General features: G+C 37.0%; 15 protein-coding genes and 3 tRNA genes. 8 read left to right on the top strand and 10 right to left on the bottom strand.

Annotated features, from left to right (window positions below; translation table 11 throughout):
* Positions 1 to 121: 121 nt before the first annotated feature.
* The 3 genes from OS188_RS13105 to OS188_RS13095 all read left to right on the top strand — a co-directional run bounded on the left by OS188_RS13105 (position 122) and on the right by OS188_RS13095 (position 2,639).
* Positions 122 to 967, top strand: a complete 846-nt coding sequence (locus tag OS188_RS13105; RefSeq protein ID WP_267149303.1) for a transketolase — start codon at positions 122 to 124, stop codon at positions 965 to 967.
* Between the two features lie 81 nt (positions 968 to 1,048).
* Positions 1,049 to 2,002, top strand: coding sequence for a transketolase family protein (locus OS188_RS13100; protein WP_267149302.1), 954 nt, complete (start codon positions 1,049 to 1,051; stop codon positions 2,000 to 2,002).
* A 46-nt stretch (positions 2,003 to 2,048) separates the two neighbouring features.
* Positions 2,049 to 2,639, top strand: a complete 591-nt coding sequence (locus OS188_RS13095; RefSeq protein ID WP_267149301.1) for a porin family protein — start codon at positions 2,049 to 2,051, stop codon at positions 2,637 to 2,639.
* A gap of 72 nt (positions 2,640 to 2,711) precedes the next feature.
* Here OS188_RS13095 and OS188_RS13090 read toward each other — a convergent pair whose 3' ends face one another.
* Entirely contained in the window at positions 2,712 to 3,797 is a 1,086-nt protein-coding gene (locus tag OS188_RS13090) for a beta-barrel assembly machine lipoprotein BamM (RefSeq protein WP_267149300.1), read from the bottom strand.
* Positions 3,798 to 3,879: 82 nt separating this feature from the next.
* Between OS188_RS13090 and hslR the strand changes: the two genes are divergently transcribed.
* Both hslR and OS188_RS13080 read left to right on the top strand, forming a co-directional pair.
* On the top strand, positions 3,880 to 4,251 hold the full coding sequence (gene hslR, locus OS188_RS13085; protein WP_267149299.1) for an Hsp15 family ribosome-associated heat shock protein: 372 nt from the start codon (positions 3,880 to 3,882) through the stop codon (positions 4,249 to 4,251).
* 64 nt (positions 4,252 to 4,315) lie between these two features.
* On the top strand, positions 4,316 to 4,819 hold the full coding sequence (locus OS188_RS13080) for a phosphoribosyltransferase family protein (RefSeq protein WP_267149298.1): 504 nt from the start codon (positions 4,316 to 4,318) through the stop codon (positions 4,817 to 4,819).
* On the opposite strand, the gene OS188_RS13075 is transcribed toward OS188_RS13080, so the two are convergent.
* On the bottom strand, positions 4,811 to 5,329 hold the full coding sequence (locus OS188_RS13075) for a shikimate kinase (RefSeq protein WP_267149297.1): 519 nt from the start codon (positions 5,327 to 5,329) through the stop codon (positions 4,811 to 4,813). The genes OS188_RS13080 and OS188_RS13075 overlap by 9 nt on opposite strands.
* Positions 5,330 to 5,459: 130 nt before the next feature.
* On the opposite strand from OS188_RS13075, the gene OS188_RS13070 reads away from it, so the two are divergent.
* The 3 genes from OS188_RS13070 to OS188_RS13060 all read left to right on the top strand — a co-directional run bounded on the left by OS188_RS13070 (position 5,460) and on the right by OS188_RS13060 (position 6,022).
* A tRNA-Lys gene (locus OS188_RS13070) sits at positions 5,460 to 5,532 on the top strand.
* A gap of 165 nt (positions 5,533 to 5,697) precedes the next feature.
* A tRNA-Leu gene (locus tag OS188_RS13065) sits at positions 5,698 to 5,781 on the top strand.
* Positions 5,782 to 5,949: 168 nt separating this feature from the next.
* A tRNA-Lys gene (locus tag OS188_RS13060) sits at positions 5,950 to 6,022 on the top strand.
* Between the two features lie 3,026 nt (positions 6,023 to 9,048).
* Here the strand turns inward: OS188_RS13060 and OS188_RS13055 are convergent.
* From OS188_RS13055 to OS188_RS13020, 8 genes are all read right to left on the bottom strand, one after another.
* On the bottom strand, positions 9,049 to 9,639 hold the full coding sequence (locus OS188_RS13055; RefSeq protein WP_267149296.1) for a TlpA family protein disulfide reductase: 591 nt from the start codon (positions 9,637 to 9,639) through the stop codon (positions 9,049 to 9,051).
* Between the two features lie 1,260 nt (positions 9,640 to 10,899).
* Positions 10,900 to 13,245 (bottom strand): GumC family protein, encoded by a 2,346-nt coding sequence (locus tag OS188_RS13050; RefSeq protein WP_267149295.1) that lies wholly within the window; start codon positions 13,243 to 13,245, stop codon positions 10,900 to 10,902.
* Between the two features lie 2 nt (positions 13,246 to 13,247).
* On the bottom strand, positions 13,248 to 14,009 hold the full coding sequence (locus OS188_RS13045; RefSeq protein WP_267149294.1) for a polysaccharide biosynthesis/export family protein: 762 nt from the start codon (positions 14,007 to 14,009) through the stop codon (positions 13,248 to 13,250).
* Positions 14,010 to 14,102: 93 nt separating this feature from the next.
* Positions 14,103 to 15,206: an MraY family glycosyltransferase gene (locus OS188_RS13040; RefSeq protein WP_267149293.1), complete on the bottom strand. Its 1,104-nt coding sequence runs from the start codon at positions 15,204 to 15,206 to the stop codon at positions 14,103 to 14,105.
* 104 nt (positions 15,207 to 15,310) lie between these two features.
* Positions 15,311 to 16,411 (bottom strand): non-hydrolyzing UDP-N-acetylglucosamine 2-epimerase, encoded by a 1,101-nt coding sequence (gene wecB, locus OS188_RS13035; RefSeq protein WP_267149292.1) that lies wholly within the window; start codon positions 16,409 to 16,411, stop codon positions 15,311 to 15,313.
* Between the two features lie 249 nt (positions 16,412 to 16,660).
* Positions 16,661 to 17,332, bottom strand: coding sequence for a sugar transferase (locus tag OS188_RS13030; RefSeq protein WP_267149291.1), 672 nt, complete (start codon positions 17,330 to 17,332; stop codon positions 16,661 to 16,663).
* A 70-nt stretch (positions 17,333 to 17,402) separates the two neighbouring features.
* A complete protein-coding gene (locus tag OS188_RS13025; protein WP_267149290.1) occupies positions 17,403 to 18,614 on the bottom strand; it encodes a polysaccharide biosynthesis protein in 1,212 nt (403 codons plus the stop codon).
* A 291-nt stretch (positions 18,615 to 18,905) separates the two neighbouring features.
* Positions 18,906 to 19,307 carry an endonuclease domain-containing protein gene (locus OS188_RS13020; RefSeq protein WP_267149289.1) on the bottom strand — a complete coding sequence of 134 codons (402 nt, stop codon included), beginning with the start codon at positions 19,305 to 19,307 and terminating at the stop codon, positions 18,906 to 18,908.
* Positions 19,308 to 19,663 lie beyond the last annotated feature (356 nt).

The following is a 19,663-nucleotide window of genomic DNA, read 5'->3' as shown; positions in this document are numbered from 1 at the left end:
TAAGCTCATTTATCGTAATTGTTAGCAACTGCACATAATTGGTTAATAAGTGCGACAAATCTCTTTTTGATTACGCGTATTAAAACTTTATTTTTGCAAGTACATAATTAACTATTTACACATGCCAAACACACAAGAATTAAAAGATTTAACAACACAAGTACGTAGAGACATTTTACGTATGGTACACAAAGTAAATTCAGGTCATCCTGGAGGTTCCTTAGGTTGTGCTGAGTTTTTTGTAGCACTTTACCAAGACATCATGGATAGAAAGGAAGATTTTGAAATGGATGGTATTGGAGAGGATTTATTCTTCTTATCCAACGGTCATATTTCTCCCGTTTATTACAGTGTTTTAGCCAGGTCTGGATTTTTTCCTGTAGACGAATTAAACACATTTCGTTTAATTAACTCTCGCTTACAAGGACATCCAACTACACATGACCATTTACCTGGAGTTAGAATTGCTTCTGGCTCTTTAGGGCAAGGTATGTCTGTAGCATTAGGTGCTGCACAAACTAAAAAGCTAAATAACGATTCTCATTTAGTTTATAGTTTACACGGCGATGGCGAGTTACAAGAAGGCCAAAACTGGGAAGCCATTATGTATGCTGCAGGAAACAATGTAGATAATATTATTTCGACTATTGATTTAAATGGACAGCAGATTGATGGTTCTACAGACGATGTTTTACCAATGGGAAACATAAAAGCTAAATTTGAAGCTTTTGGTTGGACTGTTGTTGAAATTAATGAAGGTAATAATATAGAAGCTATTTTAAAAGGAATGGCTGAGGCTAAATCTAAAACAGGGCAAGGAAAACCAGTTTGTGTTTTGTTAAAAACTGTTATGGGGAATGGTGTCGATTTTATGATGCATACACATGCTTGGCATGGAAAAGCTCCTAACGACGACCAGTTAGCAGAAGGACTTAGACAGAATCCGGAAACTTTAGGAGATTACTAAAACAGTGCGCAATAGCAGGATTCAGTTTTATAGTAAAAAATGATTAATAATTAAAAGTCACCCACTTTTGTGGGCATACATATGAAAACATATACTAATACAGGAAGTAAAGATACACGCTCAGGATTTGGAGCCGGATTAACTGAACTTGGAAAAACCAACGAAAATGTGGTTGCTCTTTGTGCCGATTTAATTGGGTCTTTAAAAATGGACGATTTTAAAGCCAATCATCCAGAGCGATTTTTTCAAGTAGGAATTGCCGAAGCTAATATGATTAGTTTAGCAGCTGGAATGACCATTGGAGGCAAAATTCCTTTCACTGGAACGTTTGCAAACTTTTCTACGGGTCGTGTTTACGACCAAATCCGTCAGAGTGTCGCTTATTCAGATAAAAACGTGAAAATTTGTGCATCTCATGCCGGTTTAACTTTAGGAGAGGATGGTGCTACTCACCAGATTCTTGAAGACATAGGTTTAATGAAAATGTTACCAGGAATGACCGTGATTAATCCTTGTGATTATAACCAAACTAAAGCAGCAACCATAGCCATTGCAGAGCACGAAGGTCCTGTTTATTTAAGATTTGGAAGACCAAAAGTAGCCAACTTTACACCTGAAGACCAGAAGTTTGAAATTGGAAAGGCTTTACATTTGGTTGATGGCACAGATGTTACTATTGTGGCAACTGGACATTTAGTTTGGGAAGCGCTTGAAGCTGCAAAAGCTTTAAATGAAAAAGGTATTTCTGCCGAAGTCATTAATATCCACACCATAAAACCCTTAGATGACGAGGCCATTATAAAATCTGTTACAAAAACAGGTTGTATTGTTACAGCTGAAGAACACAACTTTCTTGGAGGTTTAGGAGAAAGCGTCGCTCGAGTTTTAGCTACCAATAAGCCAACGCCTCAAGAATTTGTAGCAACAAATGACACCTTTGGCGAATCTGGAACCCCGGCACAGCTTATGGAAAAATACGGATTAAACAGTCATGCCATAGTAAAAGCTGCCGAAGCTGTTATAAAAAGAAAATAATAACGAAATTGTTTCGTTTTACTATTTAACCCTAATAATGAAACTCATGAAAAAAGCACTTTTTATAAGCTTAGTATGTCTTTTGTTTACTACTTATTCTCAAGCCCAGAACAAGACTGGCTTTGGATTTAAAGGTGGTGTCAATTACAATGCTAATGGAGATTATTTTGAATCTGTAAGTAGTAATGCCGAACATCCGGATAGAAATATAGGCTATCACTTTGGCGTATTTGCAAAGTTTGGAGGCAAGATTTATATTAAACCTGAACTTGTTTATACAAATACTAAAAGCGATTATAGTACTGGTACTTTTCAGATGCAGAAATTGGATGCCCCTATTTTGGCAGGTCTAAGATTCTTTCATATGTTTAATGTATTTGCAGGTCCATCGTTTCAGTATATTTTAGACAGCGAATTTGATGGCATTAATATTAGCAATGTTAAAAACGACTTTACGGTTGGATTAAATTTTGGTGTTGGTGTTAGCTTTAAAAGCATTGGTATCGATTTAAGATACGAAAGAGGTTTTAGCGACAATGAAGCCAGTTTTATTAATAATAATGTTACTCCTGTTACAGAAAGTAGGATTGACACCAGACCCGACCAACTTATTTTAAGTTTATCGTTTATATTATAAAGCTCATTTATACAGACAAAAAAAGCCACTTAAATTGTTTTAAGTGGCTTTTTTTATCTCTTTATTATTGGATTACTCTGGATAGGTATTATCTAGATAATCTGGAATTCCATTCCCATTAGAATCTGTAAAAATGACTGTATTTAAAGTAAATGTCCCATCATTATTATCTACAATATTATATAGGATCTCATCTGGAGCTGCATTTTCATTATAGTAAGTTTCAGCAGACTCGTAAGTAATAAACGGCTCCATACTCTCATTTTCAGTATAAGCTGTTCTTTCTATTTCGTCTTTTGTTAAAACGCCATCACCATCGTCGTCCACATCTACAAAGTCTGGAATACCATCACCATCGGAATCGTCATCAAAATTATCTCCATTCCCATTTATATCTTCCAAATAAGAAAATACTCCATCCATATCGTGGTCGAAAAGCACTCTTTTTTCTGCTCTAAATGTAAAATACAAATTAGAATAGGCTGGTATATTTGTTTGCGTTTGCGCAAAATAGCCTAAGCCAGAAGGGATAAAAACAGCACCAATTCCGTGATTGTGATTTGTTACTGTTCCATCCGTATTTTCAGTAAAAGCTTCTCTTGCTTTAAACTCAATAAGGCCTTCTCTAAACCCATCAACTACCCCTAGGTAATTACCTACAGAGGTTAAATGAAATGGCACAGCAGAAACGGTACTATCAAATAAGGTTCCATCGTTTAAAAACCCATTATAACTAGCAAACACCTGATCTATAGGGTGTATCACTCCTCCTTGACCTTCTCTAACAACCAAATAATATAATTTACAATCATTTCCTTCAATATCCTTAACTATCTTACTAGTTACTTGCTCTATTAAAGGTGTTTTATTGCTATTATCACCTGCAATTGTATCTATAACTATTTCAAAGTTGTCGTTAGGAGTAACTGTATACGGCGTCGTACTTAAAACGCTATACTCTGGATTTTGTTCAAATTCTTCATAGTTATAAAAGTGCGTGGCTAAATACTCTTCAATTTTAAGAATATCTTCCGCATAAACTTCTTGTCTGTCTCTTGGAGGAACTACGTATGGTGCATCGTTATCATCGTCTTTTTCACAAGACAAAACAACCAAACCAAAACACAATATTGTTGTGGCTAAATTTCTAAATTTCATTATTGCTTCTTTTTTGAGGTGCAAGATACAATTTATTAATAATTTTGCACAAGAACATTAACGTTGATTTTAGATAAAAGTTATGCGAATTGATAAGTATTTATGGTGCGTAAGATACTATAAGACAAGAAGTATTGCTACTGCAGCATGCAAAAAGGGGCATGTTCGGGTAAATGGTGAAGTTGCAAAACCTAGTAGAAATGTTTATCCTACAGATGAGCTACAAGTTAGAAAAGACCAAATAAACCATACTCTAACTATAAGCGATTTACCTCCAAACAGAGTTGGTGCCAAGTTAGTTGACATCTATAGAGTAAATACAACCCCTAAGGAAGCTTTTGAAGCACAAGATCTTTTAAAGTACTCTAAAGATTACTACAGAAAAAAAGGCACTGGGAGACCCACTAAAAAAGACCGAAGAGATATTGAGGACTATAAAGATGAAAATGAATAGTAAAAATGTGTTCAGTTTTAAATTTGTATTTATCTTTGGCTAAGCAAACAAATTCTTATTAGGCATGGCTTTAACTAAAAATGTAATTCTTGATCACGATGAAATCAATCATAAGATTAAGCGAATAGCTTATCAGATTTACGAAAGTAATGTGAATGAAAAAGAGGTTGTTTTAGCAGGGATTGATAGTAACGGATATATTCTTGCTAAAAAACTTAAAACAGTTTTAAGTAAGATCTCTCCCATAGAGCCTGTTCTTTGTAAAGTTAGCATTAACAAAAAGAACCCCAGGGAAGCTATTCTTACATCTATTAAAGCTGAAGATTACCAAAATAAATCGGTTGTTTTAATCGACGATGTTCTCAATTCTGGTACCACCTTAATCTATGGTGTTAAGCATTTTCTAGAAGTTCCGCTTAAACAATTTAAAACGGCTGTACTGGTTAATAGAAACCATAAGAAGTATCCGGTGAAGGCAGATTTTAAAGGGATCTCTTTATCTACATCTTTAAACGAGCATGTAGATGTTATTATAGACGGAAACGTATTTAAGGCTTATTTAAAATAGTTTAGAAATAATATCTTCCACCACTTCTTCTTTAGGTTTATTGGCCTCTATTTTAAAGTTAGCCTGATTGTAAAAGGATAAGCGCTCAAATATATGTTTACCTACAAACTCTAACATATCTTCTTCGTTAGACACATAATTAACTAAAGGGCGGTTCTCCTTATCAGCCATTAATCTTTTTGCTAATTCACTTACGGGAACGTTTAAAAAGAATGACTTTGCGTTCTTATCTTCCAGAATTACTTTTAAGTTATTTGAAAAACAAGGGGTACCACCACCAAGAGATAAAACCATCTTATTTTTTGAAGATAAGACTTCTTTTAAATAGTTGTTTTCAATTTTTCTAAAGACTATTTCTCCTTTTTCAGAAAAAATTTCTGAGATGGGCATCTTCTCATTTTCTTCAATAAAATCATCTAGATCCAGGAATTCGAAATCCAAAACTCTGGCTAATTCTCTGCCTATTAACGACTTTCCTGATGCCATATATCCTATTAAAATAATTCTCATAACTTAAGTCTAATTATAATTTATTGCGTTTACAAAGTAACAATATAAAAAAACAAAAATAATTTTTAAAAAGGTTTGGAATACTGATAAAACGTTCTATATTTGCACCCTCAATAAAGAGACACACAATGACCTGGTAGCTCAGTTGGTAGAGCATCTCCCTTTTAAGGAGAGGGTCCTGGGTTCGAGCCCCAGCCCGGTCACTAAGAAAAGTTAAGCAAATCTGCTTAACTTTTTTTATTTTTGCTCAGAAAAGCTCTAATAAATACGTTCTTATTTTCTTTTTAGCCTTTTTAACAAAAGGATAAAGGGTTTAAAACATCAAGCTTAAAACGGAGAGATCTTTTAGAAGCTTTAAAAAACAACATGCGCACGTGGCGGAATTGGTAGACGCGCCAGCTTGAGGGGTTGGTGGACATTAGTCCGTGGAAGTTCGAGTCTTCTCGTGCGCACTTTTAATTATTTAAGAAGGAAATTTATTCGATTTCTTGCTTTCTGAGTATTCTATTTAGCTGTGTCTGTTTTATCTAGAACTATTTCTCAAATTTTATCAATTAGTTCTGTTTTTGTATTGATAATTTGTTTTATATTTGCACCCTCGTTAGAGAGAAACATTTAATGACCTGGTAGCTCAGTTGGTAGAGCATCTCCCTTTTAAGGAGAGGGTCCTGGGTTCGAGCCCCAGCCCGGTCACGAAAAAGGTTAAGCAAATTTGCTTAACCTTTTTTTATTTTTATACTTTCTGAATACGCAGGTAGCGAAATTAATGGATATGCCAACTTGAGAGATTCTATTATCGGGGTCCAACGGTTTGTTTCTTTGGCTCAAAACAGCCAAGCTAATATATGCAGTACGTCTTATTGTTTACCTTTTTTATTTATTTTGAATTATACATGGCTTCTGGTTCTGGTATGCATGAAGTCCTCCGTGGCTACCTAATGTCGTGAGAGGTACGTAGTGTTCAGGAGCTATCTACGGCTGGTTCATGGCCATACCATTAGGGTAATACGCTATATATACGCTATACATACGCTATACCTATTAACTACATTGCTAGTTAGCAGCACCTTAGCATATTGAATGTTTTTAGTAGAAATAGGACAACTTATCATCATTTATGGGGACTTAAAGGCTTACGGTCGGTAAATTAAGCTGCTGATTTATGTAAGTTGTATTTAATTTATTATTCGGGATAGTGATCTTGTTTTGTTATAAAAGGTCGAGGTGTGATTTTTTAAACAAGCTTAGAGGTCAATCCTGTCCTTAATATTTAATTTATTCATTTTTTTACTCATCATCGTTTGTATTTTATGATTGGTGTTCGTGAATATGTGAAATGTTCATTTTTTTTACTCACATCGTTTCTATTTTATGATTGGGTTCGTGAATCTGCGATTTCATTGATGAAAAAAGACGAACCAAACCCGCCTGCCGGTCGGGCAGGCCCACCGGGTAGTCGGGCAGGCAGCCTAAAATTTTACGGGATCTTCACTTCAAATTTTACGATAAAATTTCGATAGGCCAGTGGCAAGTTCAAGAGATTTTGGCATTGGGGGTTTGTTCTTTTAATTCTAAGGGGGTTCTTTTTTTTGCTTGGTTGCTTGACAACTCAAACCCTCCGTCTAGCCTGCCTTATGTCAGGCTAGCCACCTCCCTATATTGTCCCGATAGTTCTCCGGGAGAGAATTTTCGTGACTTCAAACCCTCCGTCTCATCCTCCTGAAGTCGGATGAGCCACCTCCCTTCATCTGAAGGGAGGAGCCCATTTTGGAGGGAAACATATAAAAAATGGAAGGTATTAGAACAGGCTTTTAATAATCTGCTCTTCTGAAATTCTTTTGGCTTCGGGTTTATAGTTTTTTATTGTATATACAATTGAGAGAGTTGCTGTGTGGGTTATTTGGATTGTCTTATTAAATACGTTCATTTTTTTACTCACATCGTTTCTATTTTATGATTGGTGTTCGTGAATCTGCGATTTCATTGATAAAAAAAACGAACCAAACCCGCCTGTTTGTCGGGCAGGCCCGCCGGGTAGTCGGGCAGGCCCGCCTGAAGAACATGGTCGGGCAGGCAGCCTAAAATTTTACGGGATCTTCACTTCAAATTTTACGATAAAATTTCGATAGGCCGGTGGTAAGTTCAAGAGAATTTAGGATTGGGGGTTTGTTCTTTTAATTCTAATGGAGTGTTTTTTATGCTTGGTTACTTGACAATTCAAACCCTCCGTCTAGCCTTCCTTATGTCAGGCTAGCCACCTCCCTTCATCTGAAGGGAGGAGCTGATTTTGGAGATGCTTTGGCTATGCTTAGCGTGACAATAGACCTTAATTCTATTAATTCTAATGAAATGTGGAGATGCTTCGACTACGCTCAGCATGACAGAAGGCCTTTTCATTCTATTAATTCTAATGGGGTGTTTTTTATGCTTGGTTACTTGACAATTCAAACCCTCCGTCTAGCCATTTTTATGTCAGGTTTGCCACCTCCCTATAATGTCCCGATAGTTCTCCGGGAGAGAGTTTTCGTGACTTCAAACCCTCCGTCTCATCCTCCTGAAGTCAGATGAGCCACCTCCCTTCATCTGAAGGGAGGAGCTGATTTTGGAGATGCTTTGGCTATGCTTAGCGTGATAGATGGGGGTTTTATTCTTTTATTTATTAAATATAACTTTGTAAATCTAAAGGTCGGCAGACAGGGGTCGCAGTTGCTGCGCTAGGCCATCCTCCTGCATCCCACGCTTCGAATTTAACTTTGTTTTACGACGAAAATGGAAAGTAGGCCAGTGGCAAGTTCAAGAGATTTTGGGATTGGGGGTTTGTTCTTTTAATTCTAAGGGGGTTCTTTTTTTTGCTTGGTTGCTTGACAATTCAAACCCTCCGTCTAGCCTTCCTTATGTCAGACTAGCCACCTCCCTATATTGTCCCGATAGTTCTCCGGGAGAGAGTTTTCGTGACTTCAAACCCTCCGTCTCATCCTCCTGAAGTCGGATGAGCCACCTCCCTTCATCTGAAGGGAGGAGCCGATTTAGGAAATGCTTTGACTATGCTTAGCATGACAATAGACCTTAATTCTATTAATTCTAATGAAGTGTGGAGATGCTTCGCCTACGCTCAGCATGACAGAAGGCCTTTTCATTCTATTAATGCTAATGGGGTGTTTTTTTTTGCTTGGTCGCTTGACAATTCAAACCCTCCGTCTAGCCTTCCTTACGTCAGGCTAGCCACCTCCCTTCATCTGAAGGGAGGAGCTGATTTTTGGAGGGAAACATATAAAAATGGAAGGTATTAGAACAGGCTTTTAATGATCTGCTCGTCTGAAATACCTTCGGTTTCGGGTTTATAGTTTTTTATTGTATATACAATTGAGAGAGTTGCTGTGTGGGTTATTTGGATTTCACTATTATATATGTTCATTTTTTTTACTCACATCGTTTCTATTTTATGGTTGGTGTTCGTGAATCTGCGATTTCATTGATAAAAAAAACGAACCAAACCCGCCTGTTTGTCAGGCAGGCCCGCCTGAAGGACATGGTCGGGCAGGAAAATCTAGGCTGATTTCAATTTTCTTGAAAACTACGTCAAATTCCTATCATGCGGATGGCAATCGCTGCGCTAGGCCATCCTCCTTCATCCCACGCTTCGAATTTGACTTTGTTTTACGACGAAAATGGAAAGTAGGCCGTGGAACATTCATTTAGATTTGAGCTGGGTTTTAGTCTTAGCGTTCTAGGGAAGTCCCCTTATATTCCTCTTTTATCAAGGCTGCTATTTCCTCTTGAATGGCTTTACTATTCCAATTAGCTGCCCCTGTTTTGTCGATAACCAGATTGCCGTTTTTATCTATTAAATAGGTTTGTGGAATAGCTCCCACTTCAAAGGCTTTTGGAGGTGCCGTTTTTGGGGTATGGGATTTAAAAGTATAGTTGTGTTTATTTAAAAAACTGGAAGTGGTTTGTTGCGATTCGTTGGATACAAAGAGAAATACCACATCTTCTTTATACGTGGTGTACAGTTTCTCTAAACTTGGCATTTCTGCAATACAAGGAGGGCACCAAGTCGCCCAAAAGTTTATAAGCACCACTTTGCCTTTAGCCTCATTAAAATTATAGCTTTCGCCAGCATTGTTTGTTAAGACCCAGTTATAGTCTGATAACTGGACTCTATTTTCCGTTTTTACTACAGAAGGACCAAACAAGGCTAAACCTTTGTTTAAAAATACTTGAATTGGGGTTCTAGTCTGTGGGAAAATTAAAAGCGCAATAAAGACGACAAACACCATATTACTGATTCTAAATTTAGGTTTTTTCATTACTTATACATGTTGTTTGTTAGTATTTTTAGATGTCTACTTACGAGACTGCAAAATAAGAAAAGAAAGTGGAAGACTTGTGTTTTATGGGGGTGTTTCTGTTGGTGGTTATCGGTTATCTGTTGTCTGTTGTCTGTTGTCTGTTGTTGGTTATCGGTTATCTGTTATCGGTTATCTGTTGTCTGTTGTTGGTTATCTGTTGTCTGTTGTCTGTTGTCGGTTATCCCCGCCTGAAGAACTTAGTTGGGCAGGCCCGCCTGAATAACGTGGTCGGGCAAGTGTTGTTGGTTGTTTCGGAAGAGGCAACTATTAGGTTTGGGGTTTTGAGGGGGGAGATTCTTCGCTGTGCTCAGAATGACAAGGCTGGGCTCAGAATGACAAGGCCGTGTTTAGAATGACATGTCCTTATGGGGTTTTGGCTTATTATGATGATTGTCACTCCGATGAATGGAGGAATCTCCTAATTTCAGTTAACAAAGTTAAGCATTGAGGTTCTTCAGTCGTGCCTCCTTCAGAATGACAGGGCCGTGTTTAGAATGACATGTCCTTATGGGGATTTGGCTTATCATGACGATTTTCATTCCGATGAATGGAGAAATCTCTTAATTTCAGTTAACAAAGTTAAGCATTGAGGTTCTTCAGTCGTACCTCCTTCAGAATGACAAGGCCGTGTTTAGAATGACATGTTCTTATGGGGATTTGGCTTATTATGACGATTGTCATTCCGATGAATGGAGGAGTCTCTTAATTTCAGTTAACAAAGTTAAGCTTTGAGATTCTTCAGTCGTGCCTCCTTCAGAATGACAAGGCTGTGTTTAGAATGACATGTCCTTATGGGGATTTGGCTTATTATGACGATTGTCACTCCGATGAATGGAGGAGTCTCTTAATTGCAGTTAACAAAGTTAAGTATTGAGATTCTTCAGTCGTGCCTCCTTCAGAATGACAAGGCTGTGTTTAGAGCGACATCTCCTTATGGGGATTTGGCTTATTATGACGATTGTCATTCCGATGAATGGAGGAGTCTCTTAATTGCAGTTAACAAAGTTAAGTATTGAGATTCTTCAGTCGTGCCTCCTTCAGAATGACAAGACTTAGAATGAACTGTGTTAAGAATGACATTATATAAAGAAAAAAAAAGACACCTTATTCTATACGACGAAGTCTCTTTAAAATGCAGACATCCTATATATTAAACAAAAGGAATTATATAAATCTTATGAATTATAAGTTTAATTTTAGGTCTCTTATGCTTTCATATTAACGGTCCTCGTTATAGCCATAGCCGTAGCCATAATTATAACCATAACCTCTATGTTTACTTACTCCTACACTATTTACTACATAAGCCATGTTTTTTAGTTTTCCTGATTCACTTAGATCTTTAGAGAATTCTAATAAACTTTTTTCTGTATAATTAGCTTTAACGATATACACATTAATATCAGATAAATGAGAAATTAGCATGGTATCGGTTACCAGAATGGTTGGAGAGGTATCTACTACAATATAATCATAATATTCTCTAGCCTCTTCAATTAAGGTATCGAATCTTCCATTTGTAAGCAAGTGTGCTGGGTTTGGAGGAATAGCTCCCGATAAAAGAACATCGTGGGTGCTGTGGTTTTTAAAGCCTGTGATTAGTATATCTTTCCAATCTAGACTTGTGTCATGCAAGTAATTTGACAAGCCCTTTGAGTTTTTATCTCTATTGGAATATCTATGTATTTGCGGATTTCTTAAATCGGCTCCAATTAATAAGACTTTTTTATTTAAGCTAGAGAGCGCTAAGGACAAATTAACACTTACATAGGTTTTTCCTTCCCCTTTTATGGTAGAAGTACAAAAGATGACATGTCCTTTTTGCTTATCCTCTTTTATAGGTAAAACGTATTTCACATTGGCACTTAGAATTCTAAAAGATTCTGCCAATACCGAACGATCGTTAGGGTTTTCGAAAATAAGATTATCTTTCCCTTTCACTTCAGGGATTTGACCTATAATAGATATATTCTTCGCTACTTTTTCTATGTCTTTTTTATCGTGCACTTTGGTATCTAGCAAAAAGAACAGGTAGAAAAGTCCGAAAGGTATAAGCAAGCCCCCTAAAAGTGCAGCTGGATATACAATTTTGGGTTTTGGTGAAATTGGGTAGGCTCCAGATAAGGCATACTCTACCACCTTTATAGAAGGTTCTGTAATAGCTAAATTAATAGCTGCTTCTTCTCTTTTTTGTAAGAGTAATAGATACAGACTTTCTTTAATTTTCTGTTGTCTATCTATAGCTCTCAGGAGTTTTTCTTTTTCAGGAATTCGACTTACTTCTCCACGAAACACTGAATTACGAGCATCTAATTGTTTTCGGGACAGTTCTAATTGTTGGCTATACGTCTCCAGGGATCTATTGATGTTACGTTTTAAACCGGATAGAGTACCTATAAGCTGCTGAACCATTGGATTATTAACCCCACCACTGGATTCGTATTTTTGATATTCTAAAACGGTGGTGTTGTATTGGTTAATCAGTTCGTTTACCCCTCCATTCTCAATACCTACATTGGCAGGAATAAGGCCAAAGTCGTCTTTGTCTGCATTTAAAGATTCTTTTACCAGTTCTGCCAGAGCCACCTGGTTTTCTATTTTAAAGAGTTCTTCTTCGGAGCGGGTTCTTTTTTCTAAACCCAGCTCTGCATCATTTGGTAAAAACACCAAGTTGTTGTCTTGTTTAAACTCTTTTTTATTGATTTCAATAGAGTCCAATTCTTCGGCTAAAAACACAAAACGTTTATCAATAAAATCAATGGTGTTTTTAGATACTTTTTGACGGTCGTTAATCCCATCTTCATTAAATACACTCACCAAGGTATTTAAGACACGTTCAGACCATACTGTACTTTCTGAGTTTATAACTAGTTCGAGTAAATCGCTCACTTTTCCAATAGGCTCCGTCTTTACTCTAGATTTCAATTGTAAAGTAGCCGCTTTCAATGGCACTAAGTTTACAATAAACTTTCTTCCTTTTAGAATGGCTACATCTGATGAATTATTTAGTTTTATATCGAAAGGCAGGTTATGTATCTTAGTATAAGAATCATGACCTTTAAATACATACTCTTCCTCGGTTTTAATATTTCTAATTTCGAAATCCGCCTGATTTACAAAAATTTCATATTGATCACTAGAAGTAATACTATCTACTTGTATGTGCTGGTCAAATTGAAACGGTAATTCAACTAATTGAGCGTTTAGAATCTGACCTTCCTCTTGAAACCTCGTATTTAACTTTAGCTCTCGTACAACCTGTTCAACAATTCGATAGGAGGTTAGGATTTCCATTTCATTCTCCAAATTGATGTTGGAGCGTTTAAAGATGAACGCTGAGGTTGGAAGTTCCAGACCGTCCGATTCATCTAAAACTTTAATTTTTGTGCTTGTCTGATAAATTCTCGGAGCATATCTTAGATATATATAAGCTACAGACATAGTAATGAATACTGACAGTAAAAACCATGGCCAGTACCTGAGATAACGTCTAATTTCCTGTTTGATATCAATAGGCTCTTCATCGGGTTGAAGGAGCTCGTTATTGAGGTGTTCTTGCTTCATGCTTATTTTGTTACCAGAATTACTATACTTAAAATTAAGGAGGATAAACCTAAAATGGTCCCTATATCTCCAATATATCCAGCAGAAGTTACTTTAGGTGGGTTTTGATTTACAACAATCACATCGTTAGGTTTTATATAAGAAAACGGGCTATCTAACCAGTCTGCCGTGGTTAAATCTAAATGAGTTACTTTTCTAATGCCATCCACTTCTCTCATAATTAACACATCGTCTCGCTTTCCTCTGATAGTTAAGTCGCCCGCATAGCCTAAGGCCTGTAAAAGTGAAATGCTTTCTTCCGTAAACTCATAGGTTCCCGGGGCATTTACCTCTCCTAAAATGGTGACTTTGGCATTTAAAATACGAATCGTTACTGTAGGGTCTTTTAAATAGCCTCCATCTGTAAGTTGTTGTTCTAAATAACGCTCCAATTCTGCGGTGGACATATTTTCTACTGAGACCTTCCCTAAAGATGGAAACACAATGGTCTTTTCTTTAGACACCAGATACCCATTCAGTTTCATTAACTCCAATGTGTTCTGATTTAGATCTAAAGGATTTAGTTTATTAAATGGAATGGCCGTTTCCGGAACCAAAGCGCCCACGGTAATTTTTAAGATATCGTTAGGTTGTATCTTAGTTTCCCCATAGGTGAGACTCGCGTTATTATAGGAATCGACATCTTGAAGATAAAATATTTTTTTCTTCGAGACACAGGCATTTAGTGATAATAGCATCACAATCCAAATTAACTTAATCTTCATATAACTTTAATTCCTTAATTAGGCACAAATATAGGTGCTATTGATTCAACTACAAAAGCATTTATAATATTTTAAAGCATGAACTTATCAGCCTTAAACATCTATTTTCCTTATGTTTTTGTTCATAATAATAAAAGGTGAAATGTACAAAAGGCTCCCATAAAATAATAAAGCTATAATTTGTGCATTCAAATTTAAATGAGTTAAATTGAATGCTATACAGACAATTACAAAATTAATACTACAGATTAAGATGGTTGTCATTAAATGACTGTAGCCTACTTTTATGAACCTGTGGTGCAGATGGTTATTATCAGGTTTAAAGGGGCTGGTTTTATGAATTACAATTCTTATAAAGAATATTCTTAAGGTATCAATTAGCGGATAAAACAATAAAGCAAATGCCAAAGCTGGAGATGCTCTGTAGTACTCTGAAGTGTCATCTATCTGAGCCAGATTTATAAAGCTTATGGTAAAGAAGGCTAATAGAAATCCTACAATCATAGAACCTGTATCTCCCATAAATATTTTATTGTTTTTGGAGAAATTTAAACGCAGAAAAGCCAAGAGAGCTCCACAAAGTGCAATAGCAATAGTTGCCAGGCTTAAATCGTTTGAACTTACAAAAATCATAAGGAAAATAGCACTTACGCTCAAAGCCAGAGTACCTGCCAAGCCGTCCACCCCGTCTATGAGGTTATATGCATTAATAATTAATATATATACAAAAAGTGTAAATACAACTGATATCCAGTAAGGCAGCTCATAAACATCTAAAATCCCTGAAAAACCAATAATACGCGTATCCGTAAAAACTATCAAGAAGGTTGTTGCTAACAGTTGCCCAAAGAGTTTTTTTCCTGGAGACAAAACGGTCAGGTCATCTTTTAAGCCTATAAAAAACAAAATGGTCAAGCCTCCCATTACCAAAAGCAGCACTTTGGTATTTAAAAAAGCTCCCACTATAGTCATTACCACAATTAAACTAAAAAAAATACCAATCCCTCCCAAGGTCGGGGTTCTTCTAGAGTGCATGCTTCTACTACCCGGTTCGTCCATTAAATGCTTTTCTTTGGCCACATATAAAATAGTGGGAAACGTACTGTAGGCAATAATAAAAGCCATAACAAATGCAGAAATCAACCATATAACCGGATGGTCTGCAGGATTAAATGCATCTATTAGCGATTTTAACATTTTGGTAAGTTTGTATAAATTAAACGCAAATATCTATCTTTTTTTGGACTAATCATTCAGAAAAGACCTAAGATTCATTTTATGTTATCCTCAAAATTAAAAAGTTAGGATGATTTTAAAATAGCATCAATTATTCGAGGTGCTGTTTTTCCATCCCATAACGGAATGTCCTGACCTGTTTTCCAATGGCCTGCAAATAACTTATCTAAATAAGGTTTTATATTTTCAGGATTGGTACCAACCAATATATTGGTGCCTAAGGTGATGGTTTCTGGACGCTCGGTATTGTCGCGTAAGGTTAAACAGGGCACATTCATAATAGAAGCTTCTTCGGTAATTCCTCCAGAGTCTGTAATAACCGCTTTAGCTCTTTCAACTAAATAATTAAACTCTAAATAGCTAAGAGGTTCAATCATGTGAAGCCTTGGATCGCAGATTAAGCCCTCTAACATTTTAGCTGTTCTAGGATGTACGGGAAAAACTAAAGGTAGGTTTTCTGTGCTTTCAACAATTTGATCTAGCATCTCTTTTAGTTGAGACATTTGGTCCACATTTGCTGGTCTATGCAAGGTTAAAACCATATAATTCTTTTTAGAGAGGTTTAAATCCTTCCAAACTGCTGGGGCCTTAAAATTAGGGCGCTGTTTTAAAAGGGTATCGATCATGACATTCCCCACAAAATGAATACGATGGTCTGGAATGCCAGACTGACGTAAATTATCGTTAGCTAATTCTGAGGTCGTAAAGAACAGATCGGTAATGGCATCTGTAAGCATTCTATTTATTTCCTCCGGCATTGATATATCGCCCGAACGAATTCCTGCTTCTACATGGGCCACTCTAATATTCATTTTCTTAGCCGTAATACTACAGGCCATGGTCGAGTTGACATCGCCTACTACCAAAACCAAATCACAGGGATTTGCCAGCAATTCCTTTTCAAAGCGCAGCATAATATTTGCGGTTTGCTCAGCTTGGGTTCCTCCTCCCGCTTCTAAATTTACATGAGGTTCTGGGATTTCCAATTGCTCAAAAAAGCTTCCTGACATTATTTTGTCGTAGTGCTGTCCGGTATGGACTAAACGATATGCGATATCAGAACCTTTACTTTGTGCATCATGAATGGCATGGATGATGGGCGCTATTTTCATGAAGTTTGGTCTAGCGCCGGCAATAAGAGTTATTTTTCTAATTTTTTTAGTCATTTTAATTTATTTAGGAGTTCGGTCCTATATTCATCATCGTCCTTTCAAGACTTAGTTATGTTCTCTTAAAAACAATAGATATTCCAGTTAAGTACCAAAAGGACCGTATATTTAAATCACAAATATACCGCTTGTAAAAACCCATATAACATCCAAAAAGGTCGATACCACTAGACAAGACATATATTTTACATCCGGCTAAAGTACCTATAGTCCTTTTTATTTAATTTCAATTCTAGATCTCTATTTCTAAAACGGTCTTCTTGGTAATTCTTTAAACCAGCTGTACACAATTTCGCTGGCAGGGTTTAAAATCACCCAAGCTGTAATGATGATTATTTTCACATCAACGATAAACGATTCATTAGCTTGGTACCATTTTTCGACTTCACCTTTAAAGGGGTAGATTTGGTTGGTATAAAAGGCCCAAGTGTCTTCTCCTCTATTTTTAACAGTGGTAATCAGTTCTTCTTCGTCCCTAAAAATGATAGATCCTATCCCTGTTAATCCTGGTTTTACATTATAGACAACTTCTTGAACATTCTTGGGATAGGATTCAAAACTAATACGCATTAAAGGACGTGGTCCTACAACACTCATATCTCCTTTGAAGATATTAATTAACTGAGGCAGTTCGTTAATCTTACTCTTTCTTAAAAACCCTCCCATTGGGGTAATTCTAGGGTCTTTATTTGTCGTGATAATTCCACCCCCCATATTCGGACTATCTTTAAGCATGGTGGCAAACTTCCAAATTAAAAAGGGTTTATTCTTATAGCCCACACGCTCTTGTTTATACCAGATATAACCTTCCCCTGTCAACTTAAGCCCAATCATAATTGGGATTAATAAAGGAGCCAAAATTAATAGGGCTATTCCAGAAATCATAATATCACAGATTCTTTTAAATACTTTATACATTTAATTCAATTTTTATTAAACTAGGGACTTGCTCATTTTTTAATCATTTTTCGAATCTCTATATCGTCTTCTACATTTTTTGGTCTAAGCTCTTTCCTGTCTCAATATGCTCAAAATCCGGAAGCTGTTGTTTTAATAAATCTACGATGGTCGATTTATCGTAAGTTCCTGAAGCCATAAGATTTTGTAAATCTGAAATGGTTTTATTGATTTCTGCCAAGGATAGTTTTCTGGCATTTTTTATTACCCCGAGACTTGAATAGGTGTCTTGATCAACCACATCGGAAGTCGTAAAAAATTCTTCGTAGAGCTTTTCACCGGAAGTATCGGTATCGAAAAAGTAAACCGGATACGGATCACTTTCTTTAGTAGTTAATGCTTTCTGCTTTGCCTCATCATCCGATTGACATTCCAGAATTGGTCGTTGTGAGGCCTTAAAAAAGTCTATGGTGATATCTTTAAAGAATGCCATTTGTTCTTCGGCCAATTTTGGAAAAAAGATCTCGCCAGAGTTTCCGAGCATGCAGGCCAGCATACAAATTTGGCCACTTTCTTCAGGCGATACAAAAAATCGCTTCACATCCGAAGGACAAGAGATGGGTTGATTTTGAAACAAGCGCTCAATATATCCTGCCAATAAGGAGCCATTGGAGAATGCCACATTGGCAAAACGAGCTGTTGTAATTTGCAAGTCCTTGCTATAAGCCATGATCACCTCTTCCATGAGCTTTTTGCTCGCCCCCATCACATTCACCGGATTGGCGGCTTTATCTGTTGAAACGCAAAAGAAATGCTCGGGTTTGTGGTCCATTAATACATCTAAAAACTTTTTTGCCTTAAACACATTATTATCAATCATTGCCTCAATGGAATACTTATCCTTTTCGCTTCTTACGTGTTTGTGGGCGGCAAAATTAGCCACAATATGAAACGGCCCTTCTGCCAGGAACATTTTTTCAAAAACCGGGTCTCCAAAACTCATCGGGTAGGTTTTATAATCGTCTGGAACATAAGTGTGGGCATCGGATCGCAAGGTGCGGGTTAATTCTGTCAATCCATTTTCGTTGGTATCAACAACGAAAAGTTTCCCTGGTTTAAACTTTAAAACCGCTTTAATGTATGAGGACCCAATGGTTCCTGCTCCCCCGATTACCAAAACAGATTTGCCTTCTATTTTTTCAGTTAAGGTGTTTTTGTGGGTTTCAATATCATTTTTAAAGAGACTGGTTTCTCGTTTGGTGATGTATTTATTTATGAAATTTGGTATGTCTATGATATTCATTTATATGTGTTTTTTGTTTTATATTTTTCGTGTTTTGTTAATTTTTATGGTTGGGGGGGGTTGGGCTTGACTCCTTTTGCTAGCCCCCCCGACCCCTAAAGGGGAGGTTGAAAATTTTGCTGTCTTGAATAGCCTTTCTTTAGGAGGGGCTGGCTTGACTCTTGGTTTGGCTTGACTCTATGGCTTGACCCCTACTTTTGCTAGACCCCCGGCCCCTAAAGGGGAGGTTGAAAATTTGGCTATCTTGAATAGCTTTTCTTTGGGAGGGGCTGGTGGGCAAATTAGTTTCCATCAGGAACTATTGATTTTGTTTATGGCTTCTTTTATTTTAGTTAGTACAATATTTATTTCAGTTGCCACCTCTTCGTTGGTAAAACGTATGACTGTTAAACCTTGAAACTCCAATAATTCTGTTCGTTTTTCATCTTTATCCTGCTGTACTTGAGTTTCGTGATAGGGTCCATCAACTTCAATAATCAATCCTAATTCATGGCAATAAAAATCGACAATAAAAAGATGAATGGGATGTTGGCGTCTGAATTTATAGCCTTCAAATTTTTTATTTTGTAAATAACTCCATAACATATTTTCTTCGGAAGTCATTTTATTACGTAAAAGCCTCGCTTTAAGGAATGCCCTATTTGGAGCTCCTTTATACATACTTTTATCATGATAAGGATTTTTTTTATCCACTACAGAATTAAGTTTAGGTTGGCTTGGACCGTGCTTTGGTTTGACGCTTTGGCTTGACTCTATGGCTTGACCCCTACTTTGGCTGGACCCCTGATTTGGCTTGACCCCTAGCCCCTAAAGGGGGAAGGAGTATTGGGCTTGACTCTTTGGCTGGACCCCTACTTTGGCCTGACCCCTTGCCCCTAAAGGGGGAAAGAGTATTCGGCATGACTCTATGGCTGGACCCCTGGTTTGGCTTGACTCTATGGCTAGACCCCTACTTTGGCTAGACCCCCGACCCCTAAAGGGGTGAGGAGTATTGGGCTTGACTCTTTGGCTGGACCCCTAACCCCTAAAGGGGGAAAAGAATATTGAGC

It is taken from the genome of Xanthomarina sp. F1114 (assembly GCF_026410255.1).
Classification (GTDB): Bacteria; Bacteroidota; Bacteroidia; order Flavobacteriales; family Flavobacteriaceae; genus Xanthomarina.
The sequence above is the reverse complement of the archived record's forward strand: the minus strand, read 5'-3'. Positions and strand labels throughout refer to the sequence as shown.

Coding starts and splice junctions, on each gene's coding strand:
- OS188_RS13045 (WP_267149294.1), bottom strand. CDS start 14,009: ATGAAGATTAAGTTAATTTGGATTGTGATGCTATTATCACTAAATGCC.
- OS188_RS13055 (WP_267149296.1), bottom strand. CDS start 9,639: ATGAAAAAACCTAAATTTAGAATCAGTAATATGGTGTTTGTCGTCTTT.
- hslR (WP_267149299.1), top strand. CDS start 3,880: ATGCGAATTGATAAGTATTTATGGTGCGTAAGATACTATAAGACAAGA.
- OS188_RS13025 (WP_267149290.1), bottom strand. CDS start 18,614: ATGAATATCATAGACATACCAAATTTCATAAATAAATACATCACCAAA.
- wecB (WP_267149292.1), bottom strand. CDS start 16,411: ATGACTAAAAAAATTAGAAAAATAACTCTTATTGCCGGCGCTAGACCA.
- OS188_RS13090 (WP_267149300.1), bottom strand. CDS start 3,797: ATGAAATTTAGAAATTTAGCCACAACAATATTGTGTTTTGGTTTGGTT.
- OS188_RS13100 (WP_267149302.1), top strand. CDS start 1,049: ATGAAAACATATACTAATACAGGAAGTAAAGATACACGCTCAGGATTT.
- OS188_RS13030 (WP_267149291.1), bottom strand. CDS start 17,332: ATGTATAAAGTATTTAAAAGAATCTGTGATATTATGATTTCTGGAATA.
- OS188_RS13040 (WP_267149293.1), bottom strand. CDS start 15,206: ATGTTAAAATCGCTAATAGATGCATTTAATCCTGCAGACCATCCGGTT.
- OS188_RS13095 (WP_267149301.1), top strand. CDS start 2,049: ATGAAAAAAGCACTTTTTATAAGCTTAGTATGTCTTTTGTTTACTACT.
- OS188_RS13075 (WP_267149297.1), bottom strand. CDS start 5,329: ATGAGAATTATTTTAATAGGATATATGGCATCAGGAAAGTCGTTAATA.
- OS188_RS13080 (WP_267149298.1), top strand. CDS start 4,316: ATGGCTTTAACTAAAAATGTAATTCTTGATCACGATGAAATCAATCAT.
- OS188_RS13050 (WP_267149295.1), bottom strand. CDS start 13,245: ATGAAGCAAGAACACCTCAATAACGAGCTCCTTCAACCCGATGAAGAG.
- OS188_RS13105 (WP_267149303.1), top strand. CDS start 122: ATGCCAAACACACAAGAATTAAAAGATTTAACAACACAAGTACGTAGA.